The organism is Cohnella nanjingensis (assembly GCF_014212125.1).
In the GTDB taxonomy this organism is placed as follows: domain Bacteria; phylum Bacillota; class Bacilli; order Paenibacillales; family Paenibacillaceae; genus Cohnella; species Cohnella nanjingensis.
Genome location: NZ_JACJVP010000061.1, coordinates 63673 through 82903 on the forward strand (window position 1 = coordinate 63673; position 19231 = coordinate 82903).

The window sequence follows — 19231 nt, forward strand, 5'->3', positions numbered from 1 at the left end:
GGAAGGAGGTTTACCCCATGGTTATGTCTGATCCCATTGCAGATATGCTGACGCGCATTCGCAACGCGAATCTCGTCCGCCACGAATCGGTGGAACTGCCTGCGTCCACGGTGAAGAAGCAAATTGCTGACATCCTGAAGCGCGAAGGCTTTATCCGCGACGCTGAATTCGTCGAAGACAACAAGCAAGGGCTGATCCGTATTTTCCTGAAATACGGACCGAACAACGAGCGCGTCATTACGGGGCTGAAACGTATCAGCAAACCCGGCCTGCGCGTCTACACGAAGTCCAATGAAGTACCGCGCGTGCTGGGCGGCCTCGGCATCGCGATCATCTCTACGTCCAAAGGCATTCTGACCGACAAGGAAGCCCGTCAAGGGAAGTCCGGCGGCGAAGTTCTTTGCTACGTTTGGTAATATAACCCGCACACGATTGGAGGTGTACCCATGTCCCGTATCGGACGTAAACCCATCCAGGTGCCTAACGGCGTGAACGTGAACCTGGACAACAACGTCATTACCGTCAAAGGTCCGAAAGGATCCTTGTCCCGCGAATTGCACAAAGATATGAAGCTCGTTATCGAGTCCGACGTGATCACGGTTGAGCGTCCTTCCGACAACAAGCTTCACCGTGCCCTGCACGGCACGACGCGCAGCGTCGTCGCCAACATGGTGAGTGGCGTAACCGAAGGTTACGCGAAGAACCTGGAACTCGTCGGCGTCGGCTACCGCGCGAACAAGACGGGCGAGAAGCTCGTCCTGAACGTCGGTTACTCTCACCCGGTCGAGTTCGTGCCTGAGAACGGCATCGAGTTCGAAGTGCCGGCTCAGAACCGCATCATCGTCAAAGGCATCGACAAAGAAGCAGTCGGCGCGATCGCTGCCAAAGTGCGTGCCGTTCGTCCGCCGGAGCCTTACAAAGGCAAAGGCATCAAGTACGAAGGCGAGCGCATCATCCGCAAAGAAGGCAAAGCCGGCAAGAAGAAATAATCGGGTCGCGGCGTAAAGCCGCGTAACAGTCCTGACAACCGGACGCAACGACCGTTGCACTCAACGGTTGCAGTTAGAAGGGAGTGAACCTCGGAATGATCACCAAAGGCGATAAGAACAAGGCCCGCTTGAAACGGCACCTCCGCGTGCGCAAGAAGATCAGCGGCACGAACGAGCGTCCCCGCCTCTCCGTGTTCCGTTCTGCGAAGCATATCTACGCTCAGCTGATTGACGACGTCAAAGGCGTAACGCTGGCATCGGCATCGACGCTGGACAAAGAGCTTGGCGAAGTCGGCAACGGCGGCAACGTCGAAGCGGCTCGCAAAGTCGGTCAACTGGTTGCAGAGCGCGCCAAAGCGAAAGGCTACGAGAACGTCGTATTCGATCGCGGCGGCTACCTGTACCACGGACGCATTCAAGCGCTGGCAGACGCGGCTCGCGAAGCCGGTCTTCAGTTTTAAGAAATCACGGAAACAAGGAGGGTAAACGACTTGCGTGTAGATCCGAATACATTGGAACTGACTGAAAAAATGGTCCAGATCAACCGCGTATCCAAAGTCGTCAAGGGCGGTCGCCGGTTCAGCTTCAGCGCACTCGTCGTTGTCGGCGATGGCAAGGGTTGGGTTGGCGCCGGGATCGGCAAAGCCGGCGAAGTGCCGGATGCCATCCGCAAAGGCATTGATGACGCGAAGAAAAATCTGATTTACGTTCCGCTCGTTGGCAAAACGATTCCGCACGCCGTTACGGGTCAATTCGGCGCCGGCAAAGTGCTGCTGAAACCGGCTTCCGAAGGTACGGGCGTAATCGCGGGCGGTCCTGTCCGCGCTGTGCTGGAATTGGCCGGTGTCGGCGATATTTTGACGAAATCGCTGGGTTCCTCCAACTCGATCAACATGGTCAATGCGACGTTGGAAGGACTTTCTCGACTGAAACGCGCCGAAGACGTGGCGAAACTCCGCGGCAAAACCGTGGAAGAGCTGTTAGGTTAAGGAGGGGAACAAGATGGCGAAGTTGCAAATCACCCTCAAGCGCAGCCTGATCGGCCGTCCGGAGAACCAGCGCCAGACGGTACAATCGCTGGGCCTGCGTAAAGTTAACTCCGTCGTTGTCAAAGAAGACAACGCGGCCATCCGCGGCATGGTGAACACGGTAAGCCACCTGGTTACCGTTGAAGAAGTATAAGGTTATTTACGTCAAGAGAACGCAAATCAATCAAGGAGGTGCGACGAACGATGAAATTGCATGAACTGTCTCCTGCAGAAGGATCCAAGTTCAGCCGCAAACGCGTCGGTCGCGGCATCGGTAGCGGCATGGGCAAAACGTCCACGCGCGGTCACAAAGGGCAAAACGCCCGTTCCGGCGGCGGCGTCCGTCCGGGATTCGAGGGCGGCCAAAACCCGTTGTACCGCAGGCTTCCGAAGCGTGGCTTCAACAACGACCGCTTTGCGACTGTATACGCGATCGTGAACCTGGATCAACTGAACGTCTTCCCGGCCGGCACGGAAGTAACGCCGGAACTGCTGCTAACCCAGGGCATCGTAAAGAACCCGAAAGACGGCATCAAGATTCTGGCGAACGGCGAGCTGACGGTGTCTCTCTCCGTCAAGGCTCACAAGTTCTCCAAATCCGCAGCAGAAAAAATCCAGGCCGCCGGCGGTAACTCCGAGGTGATCTAATGTTCGCGACCGTAACCAACATTTGGAAAGTTGAGGACCTTCGCAAGAGGATCCTGTTCACCCTTTTCATCCTGCTCGTTTACCGCGTCGGTTCGTTCATCCCGGTGCCCAACATCGATAAGAGCGCATTGCAAGCGGCGAACACTCAAGGCAATGAATTGTTCGGCCTGCTCAACACGTTCTCCGGCGGCGCCTTGTTCCAATTCTCGATCTTCGCGCTCGGGATCATGCCGTATATCACGGCGTCGATCATCGTGCAGCTCCTCTCCATGGACGTCATTCCGAAGTTCGCGGAGTGGGCGAAGGAAGGCGAGAACGGCAAGCGCAAGCTGGCGCAAATCACCCGGTACGGTACGATCATCCTCGGCTTGATCCAAGCGTTCGCGACTTCGATCGGGTTCAACCGGATCTACAGCTCGCAGATGGTCATTAACGCTACCCCTGCCACTTTCATCATGATTGCGATCGTGTTAACAGCCGGTACGGCTTTCCTTATGTGGCTCGGCGAGCAGATCAACGAGAAGGGTATCGGCAACGGCATCTCCATCCTGATGTTCGCCGCGATCGTCTCACGGATCCCAACTTACATCCAGGAGATCTACCAAGATCAGTTCGTCAATGGAGACCAAATCTTCTGGGCCGTCTTGAAGATGGTGATCATTCTGGTGGCGATCCTCGTGATCATCGTCGGCGTCATCTTCATCCAACAAGGCGTGCGCAAGATTCCGGTCCAATACGCCAAGCGCGTAGTCGGTCAGAAGATGTACGGCGGCCAATCGACGCACATTCCGCTCAAAGTGAACGGCGCGGGCGTCATCCCGGTTATCTTCGCTTCTTCGCTCTTGATGTTCCCGATCACGATCGCTCAGTTCTGGGCCGGTCACAGTTGGGCGAACTGGGTCATCAGCCACCTGTACTACGACAAGCCGCTCGGCATGGTATTCTATATCCTGCTGATCGTCGGGTTCACGTTCTTCTACACGTTCGTTCAGTTCAATCCGCAGCAGCTTGCGGACAACATGAAGAAGAACGGCGGCTACATCCCGGGCATCCGCCCAGGCAAGCCGACGTCAGGTTATCTGATGAAAGTCATTACCCGCATCACCCTGGCTGGCGCGCTGTTCCTGGCGGTCATCTCGATTCTTCCCGTCGTGTTTGGCTCCGCCTTCGGGCTGCCGCGCTCGGTACAGCTCGGCGGCACGTCGCTGCTGATCGTCATCGGCGTCGCGCTGGAGACGATGAAGCAGATCGAGAGCAACCTGATCAAGCGTCACTACAAAGGGTTCATCAATAAGTAAGCAAGCAAGTATAATGAGGTACATGCAGGAGGGACGGCAATGAACATCCTGTTTATGGGTCCTCCTGGCGCCGGCAAAGGCACGCAGGCGGAGCGGATCGTCTCCGATTTCGGCGTTCCGCATATCTCGACCGGCGACGCATTCCGTCTGGCGATGAAGGAAGGCACCGCGCTTGGCCTCAAAGCCAAAGAGTACGTGGATCAAGGTCTCCTCGTTCCCGACGAAGTGACGAACGGCATCGTACGCGACCGGCTGTCTCTGCCCGACTGCGAAAAGGGATTCCTGCTCGACGGATTCCCCCGGACGTTGGCGCAGGCGCAGGCGCTGGACGAGATGCTGGCCGACATGGGTCGCAAGATCGATCACGTCATCAACCTGAAGGTCGACCGCAGCTTCCTGCTGGCTCGCCTGACGGGACGGCGGATCTGCAAGTCTTGCGGCTCCACCTATCATGTCATCTTCAATCCGCCGAAGCAGGAAGGCGTCTGCGACAAGTGCGGCGGAGAGCTCTACCAGCGGTCCGACGATACGGAAGAGAAAGTCGGAACCCGTCTTGACGAATACACCAGCAAGACGGCGCCGCTGCTCGCGTACTACGGCGACAAAGGACTGCTCCGAGAAGTGGACGGGGAGAAGGACATCGACGCGGTTACGGCCGACATCGCCTCCCTCCTGAGAGGGTAACCGGCCATGATCGTATGTAAGTCCGAATCGGAACTGAAACTGATGCGGGAAGCTGGTCGGATCGTGGCAGAGACGCACCGCCTGATGAAACAGGCCGTGCGGCCGGGCATTACGACCGCCGAATTGGACCGGATTGCCGACGAGTATATCCGAAGCCAAGATGCCGTTCCTTCATTCAAAGGCTACAACGGTTTTCCGGCCAGCATATGCGCTTCCGTCAACGAGGAACTCGTACACGGGTTCCCCGGACCCCGGAAGCTCATTGAGGGCGATATCATCAGCATCGACATCGGCGCACAGTTCAAAGGTTACCATGGAGACTCTGCCTGGACCTATGGGGTCGGGAACATCTCGGAAGACGCGCAGCGCCTTCTGGACGTGACGGAAGCTTCGCTCTACGCGGGACTCGCGCTCGTGAAGCCTGACGTCCGGTTGTTCACCGTATCGCACGGGATCCAGAAAGTCATCGAAGAGGCGGGAATGCATGTCGTTCGCGAGTATGTCGGACACGGCGTAGGGCAAGAACTGCATGAAGAACCGCAAATTCCGAACTACGGCGTGCCCGATCGCGGGCCGCGCCTCAAACCGGGCATGGTGCTGGCCATCGAACCGATGGTGAATCTCGGCACCCGCTACGTTCGGACGCTCTCCGACAACTGGACGGTCGTCACCGTGGATGGATCGCTGTGCGCGCACTTTGAGCATACCATCGCCGTGACCGAAGACGGGTATGAGATTCTGACCCGAACGGGGGAATAGGAGATGGCGATGACGGAACCGTCAAAGCTGTCTCCCGGAGAACTCGTGAGAAGCCGGCGTGGCAAGGACGAGGGACAGATCGCAGTGGTCATCGCCCTCGTAGACGAGCGATTCGCGCTCGTGGCCGACGGCGACAAACGCCGGTTCGATCGGCCCAAACGCAAAAACGTGCTGCATCTCGAACCGCTCGGGATCGTGAACGATGAAGTCGCGAACAGTCTTCGCGATACCGGACGCGTGACCAACGGCAAACTCCGGTTTGCTATCGGGAGCGTCCAGCGACGGCTCGAAGCGCATGCTGAAGAGAAAGGAGAATGACGGTGGCCAAAGAGGACGTTATCGAGGTGGAAGGCGTAGTCATCGAGCCGCTACCGAACGCGATGTTCAGAGTGAAGCTCGAGAACGGACACGAAATTCTGGCGCATGTCTCCGGCAAGCTGCGGATGCACTTCATCCGGATTCTGACGGGTGACAAGGTTGTGATCCAGCTGTCGCCATACGATTTGACGCGAGGCCGTATCACTTACCGCAAATAGTTCTTCCGGTCTACCGAACCACACGTGACGGTCGGCTGGCGCACGCGTCTACGACGCTGACTGACAGTCGCACTTAAGGAGGCGTAATACCATGAAGGTGAGACCATCGGTCAAACCGATTTGCGAAAAATGCAAAGTCATTCGCCGCAAGGGTAACGTAATGGTTATCTGCGAAAATCCGAAGCACAAACAAAAACAAGGCTAAGAGGAGGTGCTCCTAACACATGGCACGTATTAGTGGTGTTGACCTTCCGCGCGACAAGCGCGTGGAAATCGCCCTGACGTACATCTTCGGGATCGGTAAAACGACTTCCCAGAAGCTGCTCGCAACGGCTGCTATCAACCCCGACACACGCGTACGCGATCTGACCGAAGACGAGCTTGCTCGTCTGCGCGAAGCGATCGACAAATCGCAAAAAGTCGAGGGTGACCTTCGTCGCGAAATCGCGTTGAACATCAAGCGCCTGATCGAGATCGGCTGCTATCGCGGTGTTCGCCATCGTCGCGGCCTGCCGGTTCGCGGCCAACGTACGAAGACCAACGCGCGTACGCGCAAAGGCCCGCGTCGTACGGTAGCTAACAAGAAGAAGTAATAAGGGGGGATAACTAGCATGGCACAAAAAGGCAAAAAGGTCGTTCGTACCAAGCGTCGTGACCGGAAGAATATCGAGACGGGCGTTGCACACGTTCGCTCGACGTTCAACAACACGATCGTGACGATCACGGATCCGCACGGCAACGCCGTGTCTTGGGCTAGCTCCGGCAACATGGGCTTCAAAGGCTCCCGCAAAAGCACGCCATACGCCGCGCAAATGGCAGCCGAGACTGCTGCTCGCGCCGCGATGGAGCATGGCATGCGCGCCGTTGAAGTCATGGTTAAAGGTCCTGGCGCAGGTCGCGAAGCCGCGATCCGTTCCTTGCAAGCCGCTGGCCTCGAAGTCAGCATGATCAAAGACGTAACGCCGATTCCGCACAACGGCTGCCGTCCTCCGAAACGTCGCCGCGTATAATACGCGCCACAATGTGGTATCAAACAAAAACAACTTGTGAATAATGGTTGTAATGGTTAGGCATACTACATGGTTTACCCTTTTCGGTTATACTGGAAGAGCGGGGAAACGATTAACCAGAAATGGATGAGGGTAAACAAACGGCAACGTCAGCGACGTAGCGACGTTTTGAAGGAGGGTTATGGTTGTGATTGTGATCGAGAAGCCGAAAATTGAGTCGGTGGAGATACAGGAAGACAAGAGGTACGGACGTTTTGTCGTCGAGCCGCTGGAACGTGGCTACGGCATGACGTTGGGTAACTCCCTACGCCGCATTCTGTTGTCGTCCTTGCCGGGCGCTGCCGTCATTTCGGTACAGATTGACGGAGTGCTTCACGAGTTCTCCACCATTCCGGGCGTCATGGAGGATGTTACGGAGATTATCCTCAACCTGAAGCGCCTTTCGCTCAAGATTCATTCGGACGAGGAGAAAGTGCTCGAGATTGATGCTGAAGGCGAAGGCGTCGTGACGGCCGGTGACATCAGAGCGGACAGCGACGTGGAAATCCTAAATCCGGATTTGCACATCGCGACCCTGGCTTCCGGTGCGCGCCTTCATATGCGCATCTTTGCCAGACAGGGACGGGGTTACGTCCCGGCGGATCGCAACAAGAAGGAAGATCAGCCGATCGGGGTCATTCCCATCGATTCGATCTACACGCCGATTACCCGCGTCAATTATAAAGTCGAAAACACCCGTGTCGGCCAAGTTACCAACTACGACAAGCTCACGCTCGAAGTATGGACCGACGGCAGTATTCGACCGGAAGAAGCGGTCAGTTTGGGCGCCAAGATCCTCACGGATCACTTGTCGTTGTTCGTCGGACTCACAGACGAAGCCAAGGATACCGAGACGATGAAGGAGAAGGAAGAGGACAAGAAGGAGAAAGTGCTCGAGATGACCATCGAAGAGCTCGATCTCTCGGTCCGTTCCTATAACTGCCTCAAGCGCGCAGGTATCAACACCGTTCAAGAGCTGATTACCAAGACCGAAGAAGACATGATGAAGGTCCGCAACCTGGGCCGCAAGTCTTTGGAGGAAGTGCAAGAGAAGCTTGAAGAGCTTGGGCTCGGCCTTCGATTCGAAGAGTAACGCAGCCTATATTTAAAGCATCAAGCGATAAGGGAGGGAAAAACAGATGGCTTACCAAAAACTGAGTCGTGACTCGAGCTCCCGGAAGGCGCTCTTCCGTGACCTCGTCACCGACCTGTTCCTTTATGAACGTATCCAAACGACGGAAGCGAAAGCCAAAGAAGTTCGCTCCATCGCCGAGAAGCTGATCACGCTCGCCAAGCGCGGCGACCTGCACGCTCGTCGTCAGGTAGCGGCATTCGTGCGTCGGGAGAGCCTGAACGGTGAACAAGACGCCATCCAGAAATTGTTCTCCGATCTCGCACCGCGTTACGCGGAGCGTCCGGGCGGCTACACCCGCATCCTGAAGCTGGGGCCGCGCCGCGGAGATTCCGCTCCGATGGTGTACCTCGAGCTTGTAGACCGCGCGTAAGCACGGAGCAAAAAAGGATGGACCGAATGCAGATTCGGATCATCCTTTTTTTGTGCCGACCGGGAGGAGGGGCTGGCGATGCGCAACATTGCTTTGCTGGTGAGCTATGACGGAGCCGCCTACTACGGCTACCAGAGCCAGCCGGGCGGCAACACGGTGCAGAACAAGCTGGAAGAGGCGATCCTGAAGCTGAGCGGCGAGGAAGTGCGTCTCACCGGATCCGGACGAACGGATGCGGGCGTGCACGCGCAAGGCCAAGTCGTGAACTTCTATACAGCTTCGAGCATCCCGGCGGAACGCTGGGCGCTCGCGCTCAACTCGCGGCTGCCGGACGACATCGTCGTGCTGGCGGCCGCCGAGGTCCCCGAGGCGTTCCACGCGCGCCGGAGCGCCGTGCGCAAGACGTACCGGTATGCGATCAACTCGTTCCGCTTTCCGGACGTTTTCGCGCGGACGCGCGTCTTCCACCATCCGGCGCCATTGCGGTTCGCGGCGATGCGCGAAGGGTTGTCCCATCTGCTCGGCGAACACGACTTCTCCTCCTTCACGTCGCCGCTGTCCACGAAGCCGCACCATATCCGGACGCTGTACGAAGCTTCGTTCACGGTAGAGCGGACGGGGCCGGGCGGAGAAGCTTCGGGCCGCGGCGTCGGGTACCTGACGGTCACCGGCAACGGCTTCCTGTACAATATGGTTCGGATCATCGCCGGGACGATCCTGCAGGTGGGCGAGGGCAAGCGGCCGCCTTCCGCGATGGCGGATATTCTGGCCGCGCGGGATCGCGCCGAGGCCGGACCGACGGCCGTGCCGCACGCGCTGACGCTCTGGGAGGTCGAGTATGGGCCGGCTTGGGCGCTCGACTGGCGATCGCCTTATATTTAATGCGGCGAAAGCGAATTTTCGCTTGCGGACCTAGGCGTTATCATGTACAATAATCATTGTGCTTTCTTTATGGCTACCCACGGCCCCGACTGGAGAAAGTCGCAAAATGGCACGCGAGGCGGGTTTGCCTTCCCGAAGACGGCAGACAGAGGCTGCGTTCCGAACCGCAACACCTGAACCTTACATCGAACGAACGACAACCTATATGTCAGATTGACATACAACGGATATGCATTTTTTGAAGGAGGAAGTTACATGCGTACAACTTACATGGCGAAGCCGAACGAAGTCGAGCGCAAGTGGCACGTCATCGACGCCGAAGGCAAGACCCTCGGCCGTCTGGCTACCGAAGCGGCTGCCCTGATTCGCGGCAAGCACAAACCGGAGTTCACTCCGCACATCGACACCGGCGACTTCGTAATCGTCATCAACGCGGAGAAGATCGTCCTGACGGGCAAGAAGCTCCTGCAGAAGAAATACTACACGCACTCGCACTACCCGGGTGGCCTGAAGACGACGACGGCTGGCGAGATGATCCAGAAGAAGCCTGCCCGTCTGATCGAACTGGCCGTATACGGCATGCTTCCGAAGAACAAGCTGGGCCACCAGCTTCAAACGAAGCTCAAAGTCTATGCCGGCTCCGAACACCCGCATCAAGCACAACAACCTGAAGTTTACGAACTTCGCGGTTAATCGAAAAGGGAGGACCTACCAATGGCTCAAGTGCAATATATTGGAACAGGCCGACGTAAACATTCGGTTGCGCGCGTTCGTCTCGTGCCGGGTGAAGGCCGTATCGTCATTAACAAGCGCGACATCAACGAATATTTCGGTCTCGAAACGCTCAAGCTGATCGTGAAGCAACCGCTGAACCTGACGGAAACGACAGGCAAATACGACATCCTCGTATTGGCACACGGCGGCGGCATGTCCGGCCAAGCCGGCGCGATCCGTCACGGCATCTCCCGCGCGCTGCTCAAAGCAGATCCGGAGCTGCGTTCTTCCCTGAAGAAAGCAGGCTTCCTGACGCGCGACCCACGGATGAAGGAACGTAAGAAGTACGGCCTCAAAGCGGCTCGCCGCGCGCCTCAATTCTCCAAACGTTAATTCGTTCCACCCGAGCCTTCCCCTGTCCTACGACAGTCGGGAAGGCTTTTTTGCATGCAGCCGCATATACTTTATTTTATTTTGGAAAAAAGTTTGCGTTTCTATGTTGAATATTCCGATCAGAGAGCGTACAATTAATGAACGAATCACGTAAAAACGGCATCGCCGTCCTCAGAAGAGGGCGAGACGTTTTTATCGGAGACCCTTTAGAAATGGATAAGCGTGAAACTTATAAATTCTAAATGGTCACGTAAAAACGGCTTTGTCGTCTTATCGGAAGCCAGTGAAAACGAACTGTCAACGAGGGGTTGAGACGGATGAATTTGTTGGAAAAAGAAGCGTTGATCCGCGAAAAAGCGGAGGAATTCGAGCATGCTTCTCCCGAAACGGTAATCCACTGGGCGGTGGAGACGTTCCCGAATATCACGTTTGCCTGCAGCTTCGGCGCGGAGGACGTGGTGCTGGTCGACATGCTTCAGAAGATTAGCCCGAAGACGGATATCTTCTATCTAGACACAGACTTCCACTTCAAAGAGACGTACGAGACCCGCGACCGGATGGTGGAGAAATACGGTCTTGAATTCGTCCGTGTAAGTCCAAAGCTGACGCCGGAAGAGCAAGCCGCGCTGCATGGCGACGAGCTGTGGAAGAGCGATGCCAACGCTTGCTGCAACATCCGCAAAGTCGAACCCCTCACGCGAATTCTCGGCCAATACGACGCGTGGATCACGGGCATTCGCCGCGATCAGGCGCCTACCCGCGCCAATGCGAAGAAAGTCGAGTACGACGTCAAGTTCGGCCTCATCAAATTCAACCCCATCGCGTCTTGGACTTCGGAAGACGTGTGGAACTATATCCGCGAGAACAACGTCATCTACAATCCGCTGCACGATCAGAACTATCCTTCGATCGGCTGCGAGTATTGCACGCGTCAGGTCATGCCGGGCGAGGATCCGCGCGCGGGACGCTGGGCCGGGCAAGAGAAGACCGAGTGCGGTCTGCACAAATAAGCGGGCAGGTCCGGCGGACATAACCGAGAGGAGAACGGCACATCCATGAGCGCAATTCAGCCGCATGGCGGAACGTTAATAAATCGCGTAGCGACAGGACAGGAGCGCGAAGCGCTGCTGGAGCAAGCGAAAGGTCTCAAGGCGATCGCCGTGAACAACTGGACGATCTCCGACCTCGATCTGATCGGCGTGGGCGCCTTTAGCCCGCTCGCCGGCTTCATGAACGAAGCGGATTACAAGGCGGTCGTAGACACGATGCGTCTGGCGAACGGGACCGTATGGAGCATCCCGATCACGCTCGCGGTGACGAACGATCAGGCCGCGCAGCTCTCGGTCGGTGAACGCGCGGCGCTCGTCGGCGAAGCGGACGGCGTCGTCTACGGCGTCATCGATATCGATAGCATTTACAAGGTCGACAAGAAGCATGAGGCCGTGCAGGTCTTCAAGACCGACGACATGGAGCATCCCGGCGTCGTCAAGCTGTTCGAGCGACCGGACACCTATGTCGGCGGCGCGATCCAGGTGCTGAACCGGCCGCAGCCGGAGAAGTTCAACGAATACTACTTCGACCCGGTCGACACGCGCCGGATCTTCGCGGAGAAGGGCTGGCGCACGGTCGTCGGCTTCCAGACCCGCAACCCGGTTCACCGCGCGCACGAGTACATTCAGAAATGCGCGATGGAGATCGTAGACGCGCTGTTCCTGAACCCGCTCGTCGGCGAGACCAAGTCGGACGACGTGCCGGCCAACGTGCGCATGAAGTCGTATCTAGCGCTGCTGGAGAACTACTATCCGGAAGACCGCGCGTTCCTCGGCGTCTTCCCGGCCGCGATGCGATATGCGGGGCCTCGCGAGGCGATCTTCCATGCGATGGTCCGCAAAAATTACGGCTGCACGCACTTCATCGTCGGCCGCGACCATGCGGGGGTAGGCGACTACTACGGTACGTATGAAGCGCAGGATCTGCTGAAGAGCTTCGAGCCGGAAGAGCTCGGCATCACGCCGCTCTACTTCGAGCACAGCTTCTTCTGCACGAAGTGCGGCAACATGGCTTCGAGCAAGACGTGCCCGCACGGCAAGGAAGACCATCTGACGCTGTCGGGGACGAAGGTCCGCGCGCTGCTGCGCGAAGGCACGTGCCCGCCGCCGGAGTTCTCCCGCCCGGAAGTAGCCAAGATTCTGATCGAAGGCATGGCGGAAGCGACCAAGACGTATACCATCTAACCGCCCCGATCCCGCAGGCATATTTGTCCACCTTGTCCCATAGGATGATGTAGCGAACATCGTCGGGACGGGGTGGTTTTATTTATGAGCGGATATGGAAACGATCAGGGCAATCGAACGAGACGTACGATACCGCGCCGTCGCGTCGTGGTCTGGATGACGCGCAAAGGATTCCTGCGGCTCGCGGCCATCGCGGGCTTGATCGCGATCGTGAGCTACCTGCTCTATGCGGAGATCCCCACGACCGAGACAGGCGGCACTTACCTGTCTACGCCGCTCGCGGGCAAGGTGATCGCGCTGGATGCCGGCCACGGCGGCGTGGACGGGGGAGCGGTCAGCCGGGACGGCGTCATCGAGAAAGACATCAACATGGCGATCGTGCTCTATTTGCGCGATTATCTGCAGCAGGCTGGGGCACTCGTGATCTTGACCCGCGAAGGGGACCACGATCTGGCTTCGCCCGATCAGAAAGGCTATGCCAAGCGCAAGACGGAAGATCTGAAGAAACGGGCGGAGACGATTCAGAGCAAAAAGGCCGACCTCACGGTTACGATCCATATGAACAGCGTCCCTTCGGCGAAATGGTCGGGCGCGCAAACGTTCTATTATGCGGGCAATCCCGACAGCAGCCGGCTCGCGACGCTTATTCAGAACGAGATCCGGGAAACGCTGGCCAATACGAGCCGGGTCGCGCTAGAGAAAGACGACGTCTATCTGCTGAAGACGCTGCCCATGCCGACCGCGCTGGTGGAAGTGGGTTTCCTCTCGCACCCGGAAGAGGCCAAGCTGCTGGCGGGGGAAGAGTACCAGAAGAAAGTCGCCGCCGCGCTCTACCGGGGCATCCTGCGCTACGGCGCGGGGGAAGGGAAGGCGAAGTCCGACGCACCGCAAGCGCCATCCGCGCAGTAGGCATATCGCTGTGCAGCAAGCGCCTTCTGCGCAGTAGCCTGCCTGTACCGCGGACCGGTTCCTCGCTTCGCGCCTGCGGCAGGTGTGCTATAATAGACGGACAAGAACTGCGGAAGTGGGGGATTAAGGCGGCATGATAGCAAGAGAAGACGTGATCGAGGCGCTTCGCGCGGTACAGGAACCAACATTGAAGCGTTCTCTGGCCGAGATGGGTTGGATTAGAGATGTGGTGGTTCGGGAAGCGGGCGTATCTTTGACGGTGGTCCTGCATCCGGACAGCCTCCCGCAATCGAACGAGCTGGAGCGGGCCATCGGCGAGAAGCTCGCCAAGCTCCAAGGCGCTGGAACGCCGCATTTGCGATTCCGCGCGATGACGGAGCACGAGCGCGAAGCGTTGACGAAGCAGGCGCAACCGCCCGCCGCAGGCGGCGCCAAAGCGCCCCGGCAGGCGCCGGTGAAGGGACATGGGGCGGGGCTCGAGCAGACGCCGCTGCTACATCCCGACAGCAAGACCGAATTCATCGCCATCGCCAGCGGCAAGGGCGGCGTGGGCAAGTCCACCGTCACCGTGAACCTGGCGGCGGCGCTAGCCCGCGCCGGGAAGCGCGTCGGCTTGATGGACTGCGATATCTACGGATTCAGCGTTCCCGACATGATGGGCATCGAGGAGCGTCCGGAGCAGGTGGGCAACAAGATCAAGCCGATCGAACGTTTCGGCGTCAAAGTCATCTCGATGGGCTTCTTCGTCGAGGACAACAGCCCGATCGTCTGGCGCGGTCCGATGCTCGGGAAGATGCTCCGCAACTTCTTCGCGGAGATCGATTGGGGCGAGCTCGATTATCTGCTGCTCGACTTGCCGCCGGGTACGGGGGACGTGGCGCTCGACGTCCATCAGATCATCCCGCAGAGCAAGGAGATCATCGTCACGACGCCGCATGCGACGGCGGCGTTCGTAGCGGCGCGAGCGGGATCGATGGCAATCAAGACGAACCACGAGATCATCGGCGTCGTCGAGAATATGGCCTATTACGAATGCGGCTCCTGCGGCAAGCGGGATTACGTCTTCGGCCGCGGTGGCGGCGGCAAGCTGGCGGAGACGCTCCACACGGATTTGCTCGCGCAGTTCCCGCTCGGCACGCCGGACAACCATCCGTCCGAGCCCGACTTCTCGCCGTCGGTCTACAAGGCAGATACCGCCATGGGCCGCGAGTACGGAGCGCTTGCCGACCAAGTAATCGCGCGCTGCGGCCGTTAATCCTCGGAATCGATCCAGGTTCACCGAAATGACGACAACCGCAGGTCCCCTCGAACGGGACCTGCGGTTGTTTTGTTGTGCCATCGCGGGAGCGGAACGATCAACCGTTGCCGCCACCACCGCCACCGCCGCCGCCGCCCTCGCCGCCGCCTTCCTGATTCCCGCCTTGGCCGCCGCCGCCTTCCTTGCCTCCCTGGGAAGGCTTGGTCTTATCCGGATTCAGCTCATCCTTCACGACCGTCTGCAGAATCTTCATGAGTTCCAGTTTGAAGAGAGGGCTTTGCACCGCTTCCTGGACCGCGCTCATCATTTGCTTGCGGTATTCCGGCATTTTCGTCGATTCCAGGATCACTTGCTTCATTTCGGAATTTTTGAAGACGCTGACGAGCTCTTGCTGATAGGTGGGATCCTTCAGCAGATCCTTATGAATTTGCTTGTTGTCTTTGCTGACCGCCTTGGCGAATTCGCCCGCGAACTTCGTATCGGTCATGATCTCTTCCAGCACCTTCGAGTAGTTGGAGGAGGTGAGGACATCCTTCACCGCCGTCCGTACCTGTTCTTGATCCGAAGGGGTGAGGGCTTGCATGTGCAGACTGCTCGTCCCGTATTTCTGCGTCTGGGCTTTTTCCAGCGCTTCCTGGGCTTCTTGGGAACCCAGAATATCGACAACCATCGATTTGACGTCTTTATAGCTCAATTGCTCGCCGCCGCCGCTCGACTCGGCTCCGCAGGAGCTGAGCACGACCGTGGCGGCCAACATGGCGCACGTCAGCGACATACGCAATCGCATACCGGACCTTCTCCCTTCCGTGGGGATTCTGGTCGTAGTATGCGACTTCGGAGGCCCGATTATAAGGGTCGCGTTCATGGCTTTTTGTGTTGAACGTGGTAAAATGAATCTGAACTGACAGGGGAGGGTATTCACTTGAATTTGCGAAAATGGATGACGCTGTTCGGGACAACCATATTGATCGGTGCCGCGGCGTCATTGGTGACCGGCGCCATCATGCAGCTCTGCGACCCGACGTTTCGGGACGTGGACGCGAATGGCTGGCTGTTCAACCTGTTTATGATGGCGCTGGCGGGGTTGTCGTTCGGCGCTTTTGCCCATATGGGCTTCTTTGCGTACCTGATGTTGAATTACATCGCGCGCAGCATTTTCAAAAGGCCTTATCTCTGGGTCGCCCTGCAGGGCTTCGTCGCCGCGTTCGTGCTCGTCGAGATCGCCTACTGGACATACGACAGCAAGTTCCCCGCCGCCACCTTCTGGCTGGTGCCTCTGCTGCTCCTCGCGGCTTCCGTAGGGGTAGCTTGGCTCAAAGTAACCGAGACGTCGGCAGGGGCATGGATTCCGACCTTGTTCTATATGATTGCGGTTACGACGGTCGAAGCCGTTCCCGGCTTCCAATCGGGCGGCAAGTGGACGGCGCTGGTATTCACGATCATTCCCGTATTCATCTGCAACGGATATCAGATTATGCGGCTGCACCGCATTCTCGGGCCTTCCCGCGCATCCGGTGTCACCATGGGCGCTAACTAAGGGAGAGAGGGGCGGCCAGTTCGTTCCAGGCGGACTTGTCCTGGACGGGGCTGCCCTTCGTTTCGGTCTGGCTCATCAACTGGGAGACCGTTACGAACTCGTAGCCCTTGGCGCGCAGCTGATCGATGATGGCCGGCAGCGCTTCATGCGTCTGCTTGCACGAATCGCTGGCATGCAGGAGGACGATGTCGCCGGGGTGCGCCTTTGTCACGACGCGCTGCACGATATTTTCCACGCCTGGATTTTTCCAGTCGAGCGAGTCGGTGTCCCACTGGACGACTTTGTAGTTCAGATCTTCCGCGATGCGAAGCACGCGCTTGTCGAAGTCGCCGTTCGGCATCCGGATCAGGTTCGGGCTTTTGCCGGTCATCTCGGAGAGAATCCCGTGCGCAGCCGTGATCTGCTTGCGGATCTCGTCGTCCCCTAATTGGCTGTAGTTCTCGTGCTTGTGGCCATGGCTGCCGATCTCGAAGCCCGAGTCGACGATCTTCTGCACCAGCTCCGGATGCGTCTTGCTCCAGGGCGAGGACAAGAAGAAGGTGGCGTTCGCGACCTCTTTGTTCTTAAGGATGTCCACGATCGGCTCGGCACGCTTGTCCCCCCAGCTGATATCGAAGGTCAGGGCGATTACTTTGCGGTCTGTCGGGACGTTGTAGACGGCTGCGGGGGGATGGGGAGCAAATACGCTGATGTTGTCCTTTTCGGCCCAGACGACGCCGGCAGAGAGCAGAACGGCCAGCGTGAGGAAGAATACGCGTTTGATTCGCCGTCCGTTCCATACGAAGAAATAGTTCATAAGAGAAGTTCGGCTCCTTTCTTGTGGGGGATTTTAAGCCTCTCGGCTTGTGTCTATGGCCTGGTCGTCATACAGAAGGGAAGGGAGCCCGTTAAGGCTTATTCATCTCTGTATGACCTCCGAATAAAAACGTATCGCCCTCTTCCTTGGGAGGCGAAGCCGTTTTTAACGAATCAGCAAGTATAAGTTTCACGCATACTTTGCTGATGCGTCACCGATAAAAACGTGTCGCCGCTCGGGAAGACGGCAAAGCCGTTTTCACTTGCTTGCTCTCAATGTATGCTTGACCCAGTACAAGTTATTCGCTCTCTTAGGAGGAGATCTTGATTGTTCTCGAGACTGGCGCTCAAACAGACTTGGGCGGAGACCCGACCTTATGTGATTTTTGCGGTCATCCTATTTTTCGCGGGCGTGATGGTAGGCGGAGCCGCTCACGGCTCGCTCGGCTGGCTCGACTCGCAGATCGCCGCGCTGGAGAAGCTGGCGGACAAAGCGAGTTCGTCCGCCCATCCGCGCTTGACTTTTTTTAAGACCATTCTGGAGAACAACATGTATAAGACGATTCTGAGTCTCTACCTCGGCCTTGTCGCCGCGATTATGCCGATTCTGATGCTGGTGCTGAACGGCGTCGTCCTCGGCTACCTGTTCGGCCTGGCGGCGGACGGCGGGGCGAACGTCTGGATGATCTTCGTCAAAGGGATACTGCCTCACGGCATCTTCGAGCTGCCGGCGATCTTCTTGGCTTGCGGTTACGGGATTCGTCTGGGCATCCAGGTGATACGCGGGATCGGCGGTTCGCTGTTCGGCCGCGCCGACCCCTGGGCGAGCGTCAGCCGGATGCTGAAGATGTCGGTGCCTGTCGTGCTGTTCATCGCCGCACTGCTGCTGATCGCCGCTCTATTAGAGAGCACGCTGACCTATTGGCTGGTCCGCGCCTAAGAAGTTGTTCGGACGTCCTGTCATAATCCTGGCTAAATTGGTGCATAACAGTAAAACGCGTAAACGCGCCGGAGCGGATCGACGCTCCGGACTTGCTGCGATGCGACTTACAGGAGGCCGACGGACGAGCATGCTTGGAATGATGTTTACGGATAAAGAGTGCAAAGAGCTGGATTATATGCTCCGTAAAGAGCTGGACGAGATGCTGCTGGACATGGGCGACCGAAGGCTGGACGGACCGGTGAAGGAAGCGATCTCGAAGCGTTACAAGGTCATATTCCGCATGTATGCGAGGATCGCGCCGCCTCGGGAGCTGTCCCGGTACGCCACCGGATTGCGGAATCAACGCTGATTTGAAGTTTTGCAAAAAGAATTGCGCAAAACGCTTGACTCTAGGCTATTGTCTGTGATAAATTATCAATCGCCCCTCTTGCAGAGGCAATCGCGAAAAGGCACAAAGCTAGAAGGTATGAAGAATTACATAAAATACCTGTTGCAAAAGCCTGCTGCGATGTGATATATTATGAAAGTCGCCGTTACGACAGCGACGATGCAAAACGAGGCTGAAAAGCCGCGATTGCTCCTTGAAAACTGAACATCGAGCGTAAGAAACGTCGGGTTTCAACAGTCGTGCTTGCACGACGAAGAGGCCGGACGCTAACGGACCCTGTCGCCTTCGGGTGACGGACAACGATTTAAACAACGAATGAGCCATCGAGGTTCTTCAATTTTGTGTTTTTGACTCTCGCCGTTCCGTTGGAACGACTGACGTCAAAAACACTTTCATGGAGAGTTTGATCCTGGCTCAGGACGAACGCTGGCGGCGTGCCTAATACATGCAAGTCGAACGGACTTTCAAGGGAGCTTGCTCCCGCGAAGGTTAGTGGCGGACGGGTGAGTAACACGTAGGCAACCTGCCTGCAAGACTGGGATAACATTCGGAAACGAATGCTAAGACCGGATACGCAATTCGGCCGCATGGCTGGATTGGGAAACACGGAGCAATCTGTGGCTTGCAGATGGGCCTGCGGCGCATTAGCTAGTTGGTGGGGTAACGGCTCATCTAGGCGACG

General features: G+C 57.6%; 28 protein-coding genes and 1 rRNA gene. 27 read left to right on the forward strand and 2 right to left on the reverse strand.

The features are described 5' to 3' along the window. Positions 1-17: 17 nt before the first annotated feature. From rpsH to salA, 23 genes are all read left to right on the forward strand, one after another. Entirely contained in the window at positions 18-416 is a 399-nt protein-coding gene (gene rpsH, locus H7C19_RS30840; protein ID WP_185672927.1) for a 30S ribosomal protein S8, read from the forward strand. A 30-nt stretch (positions 417-446) separates the two neighbouring features. Further along, positions 447-989 carry a 50S ribosomal protein L6 gene (rplF, locus tag H7C19_RS30845; protein WP_185672928.1) on the forward strand — a complete coding sequence of 181 codons (543 nt, stop codon included), beginning with the start codon at positions 447-449 and terminating at the stop codon, positions 987-989. A 95-nt stretch (positions 990-1084) separates the two neighbouring features. Next, on the forward strand, positions 1085-1450 hold the full coding sequence (rplR, locus tag H7C19_RS30850) for a 50S ribosomal protein L18 (protein WP_185672929.1): 366 nt from the start codon (positions 1085-1087) through the stop codon (positions 1448-1450). Between the two features lie 30 nt (positions 1451-1480). After that, positions 1481-1978 (forward strand): 30S ribosomal protein S5, encoded by a 498-nt coding sequence (gene rpsE, locus H7C19_RS30855; protein WP_185672930.1) that lies wholly within the window; start codon positions 1481-1483, stop codon positions 1976-1978. Positions 1979-1991: 13 nt separating this feature from the next. Continuing rightward, positions 1992-2171: a 50S ribosomal protein L30 gene (gene rpmD, locus H7C19_RS30860; RefSeq protein ID WP_185672931.1), complete on the forward strand. Its 180-nt coding sequence runs from the start codon at positions 1992-1994 to the stop codon at positions 2169-2171. A gap of 50 nt (positions 2172-2221) precedes the next feature. Beyond that, complete coding sequence (gene rplO / locus H7C19_RS30865; protein ID WP_185672932.1) at positions 2222-2665, forward strand: 50S ribosomal protein L15; 444 nt, start codon at positions 2222-2224, stop codon at positions 2663-2665. After that, on the forward strand, positions 2665-3963 hold the full coding sequence (secY, locus tag H7C19_RS30870) for a preprotein translocase subunit SecY (protein WP_185672933.1): 1299 nt from the start codon (positions 2665-2667) through the stop codon (positions 3961-3963). The genes rplO and secY overlap by 1 nt, the downstream gene beginning before the upstream one ends. A 39-nt stretch (positions 3964-4002) precedes the next feature. Then, a complete protein-coding gene (locus H7C19_RS30875; RefSeq protein ID WP_185672934.1) occupies positions 4003-4647 on the forward strand; it encodes an adenylate kinase in 645 nt (214 codons plus the stop codon). Positions 4648-4653: 6 nt separating this feature from the next. Further along, complete coding sequence (map, locus tag H7C19_RS30880) at positions 4654-5406, forward strand: type I methionyl aminopeptidase (protein WP_185672935.1); 753 nt, start codon at positions 4654-4656, stop codon at positions 5404-5406. Between the two features lie 9 nt (positions 5407-5415). Then, positions 5416-5724: a KOW domain-containing RNA-binding protein gene (locus tag H7C19_RS30885; protein WP_185672936.1), complete on the forward strand. Its 309-nt coding sequence runs from the start codon at positions 5416-5418 to the stop codon at positions 5722-5724. A gap of 2 nt (positions 5725-5726) precedes the next feature. Further along, the gene (gene infA, locus H7C19_RS30890) at positions 5727-5942 is read left to right on the forward strand and encodes a translation initiation factor IF-1 (protein WP_185672955.1); all 216 of its coding nucleotides are present in this window, start codon (positions 5727-5729) and stop codon (positions 5940-5942) included. Positions 5943-6033: 91 nt separating this feature from the next. After that, positions 6034-6147: a 50S ribosomal protein L36 gene (gene rpmJ / locus H7C19_RS30895; protein ID WP_003333770.1), complete on the forward strand. Its 114-nt coding sequence runs from the start codon at positions 6034-6036 to the stop codon at positions 6145-6147. A gap of 19 nt (positions 6148-6166) precedes the next feature. Then, positions 6167-6535, forward strand: a complete 369-nt coding sequence (rpsM, locus tag H7C19_RS30900) for a 30S ribosomal protein S13 (RefSeq protein WP_185672937.1) — start codon at positions 6167-6169, stop codon at positions 6533-6535. 18 nt (positions 6536-6553) lie between these two features. Further along, complete coding sequence (rpsK, locus tag H7C19_RS30905; RefSeq protein WP_185672938.1) at positions 6554-6952, forward strand: 30S ribosomal protein S11; 399 nt, start codon at positions 6554-6556, stop codon at positions 6950-6952. A 187-nt stretch (positions 6953-7139) separates the two neighbouring features. Continuing rightward, on the forward strand, positions 7140-8084 hold the full coding sequence (locus H7C19_RS30910; RefSeq protein WP_185672939.1) for a DNA-directed RNA polymerase subunit alpha: 945 nt from the start codon (positions 7140-7142) through the stop codon (positions 8082-8084). A 46-nt stretch (positions 8085-8130) separates the two neighbouring features. After that, a complete protein-coding gene (gene rplQ, locus H7C19_RS30915) occupies positions 8131-8496 on the forward strand; it encodes a 50S ribosomal protein L17 (protein WP_185672940.1) in 366 nt (121 codons plus the stop codon). A 78-nt stretch (positions 8497-8574) separates the two neighbouring features. Further along, on the forward strand, positions 8575-9378 hold the full coding sequence (truA, locus tag H7C19_RS30920; protein WP_185672941.1) for a tRNA pseudouridine(38-40) synthase TruA: 804 nt from the start codon (positions 8575-8577) through the stop codon (positions 9376-9378). A 255-nt stretch (positions 9379-9633) separates the two neighbouring features. Continuing rightward, entirely contained in the window at positions 9634-10071 is a 438-nt protein-coding gene (rplM, locus tag H7C19_RS30925) for a 50S ribosomal protein L13 (protein ID WP_185672942.1), read from the forward strand. Positions 10072-10092: 21 nt separating this feature from the next. Continuing rightward, positions 10093-10485 (forward strand): 30S ribosomal protein S9, encoded by a 393-nt coding sequence (gene rpsI / locus H7C19_RS30930; protein WP_185672943.1) that lies wholly within the window; start codon positions 10093-10095, stop codon positions 10483-10485. Between the two features lie 317 nt (positions 10486-10802). Then, the gene (locus tag H7C19_RS30935; protein WP_185672944.1) at positions 10803-11495 is read left to right on the forward strand and encodes a phosphoadenylyl-sulfate reductase; all 693 of its coding nucleotides are present in this window, start codon (positions 10803-10805) and stop codon (positions 11493-11495) included. A gap of 45 nt (positions 11496-11540) precedes the next feature. Beyond that, positions 11541-12719, forward strand: a complete 1179-nt coding sequence (gene sat, locus H7C19_RS30940) for a sulfate adenylyltransferase (protein ID WP_185672945.1) — start codon at positions 11541-11543, stop codon at positions 12717-12719. Between the two features lie 84 nt (positions 12720-12803). Further along, positions 12804-13628 (forward strand): N-acetylmuramoyl-L-alanine amidase CwlD, encoded by an 825-nt coding sequence (cwlD, locus tag H7C19_RS30945; protein ID WP_185672946.1) that lies wholly within the window; start codon positions 12804-12806, stop codon positions 13626-13628. A gap of 133 nt (positions 13629-13761) precedes the next feature. Then, complete coding sequence (salA, locus tag H7C19_RS30950) at positions 13762-14883, forward strand: iron-sulfur carrier protein/transcriptional regulator SalA (protein WP_185672947.1); 1122 nt, start codon at positions 13762-13764, stop codon at positions 14881-14883. 100 nt (positions 14884-14983) lie between these two features. Here the strand turns inward: salA and gerD are convergent, their stop codons facing one another. Continuing rightward, positions 14984-15673, reverse strand: a complete 690-nt coding sequence (gerD, locus tag H7C19_RS30955; protein ID WP_185672948.1) for a spore germination lipoprotein GerD — start codon at positions 15671-15673, stop codon at positions 14984-14986. Positions 15674-15808: 135 nt separating this feature from the next. Here gerD and H7C19_RS30960 point away from each other — a divergent pair, with 135 nt between their 5' ends. Continuing rightward, a complete protein-coding gene (locus tag H7C19_RS30960) occupies positions 15809-16423 on the forward strand; it encodes a KinB-signaling pathway activation protein (protein ID WP_185672949.1) in 615 nt (204 codons plus the stop codon). On the opposite strand, the gene pdaB is transcribed toward H7C19_RS30960, so the two are convergent. Continuing rightward, on the reverse strand, positions 16416-17219 hold the full coding sequence (gene pdaB, locus H7C19_RS30965) for a polysaccharide deacetylase family sporulation protein PdaB (RefSeq protein ID WP_185672950.1): 804 nt from the start codon (positions 17217-17219) through the stop codon (positions 16416-16418). The two genes, H7C19_RS30960 and pdaB, sit on opposite strands and share 8 nt — an antisense overlap. A 327-nt stretch (positions 17220-17546) precedes the next feature. On the opposite strand from pdaB, the gene H7C19_RS30970 reads away from it, so the two are divergent. From H7C19_RS30970 to H7C19_RS30980, 3 genes are all read left to right on the forward strand, one after another. Continuing rightward, positions 17547-18158, forward strand: a complete 612-nt coding sequence (locus H7C19_RS30970) for a stage II sporulation protein M (protein ID WP_185672951.1) — start codon at positions 17547-17549, stop codon at positions 18156-18158. Between the two features lie 130 nt (positions 18159-18288). Further along, positions 18289-18510, forward strand: a complete 222-nt coding sequence (locus H7C19_RS30975) for a hypothetical protein (RefSeq protein WP_185672952.1) — start codon at positions 18289-18291, stop codon at positions 18508-18510. 430 nt (positions 18511-18940) lie between these two features. Continuing rightward, positions 18941-19231: ribosomal RNA gene (locus tag H7C19_RS30980) — 16S ribosomal RNA — on the forward strand; the annotation flags it as partial.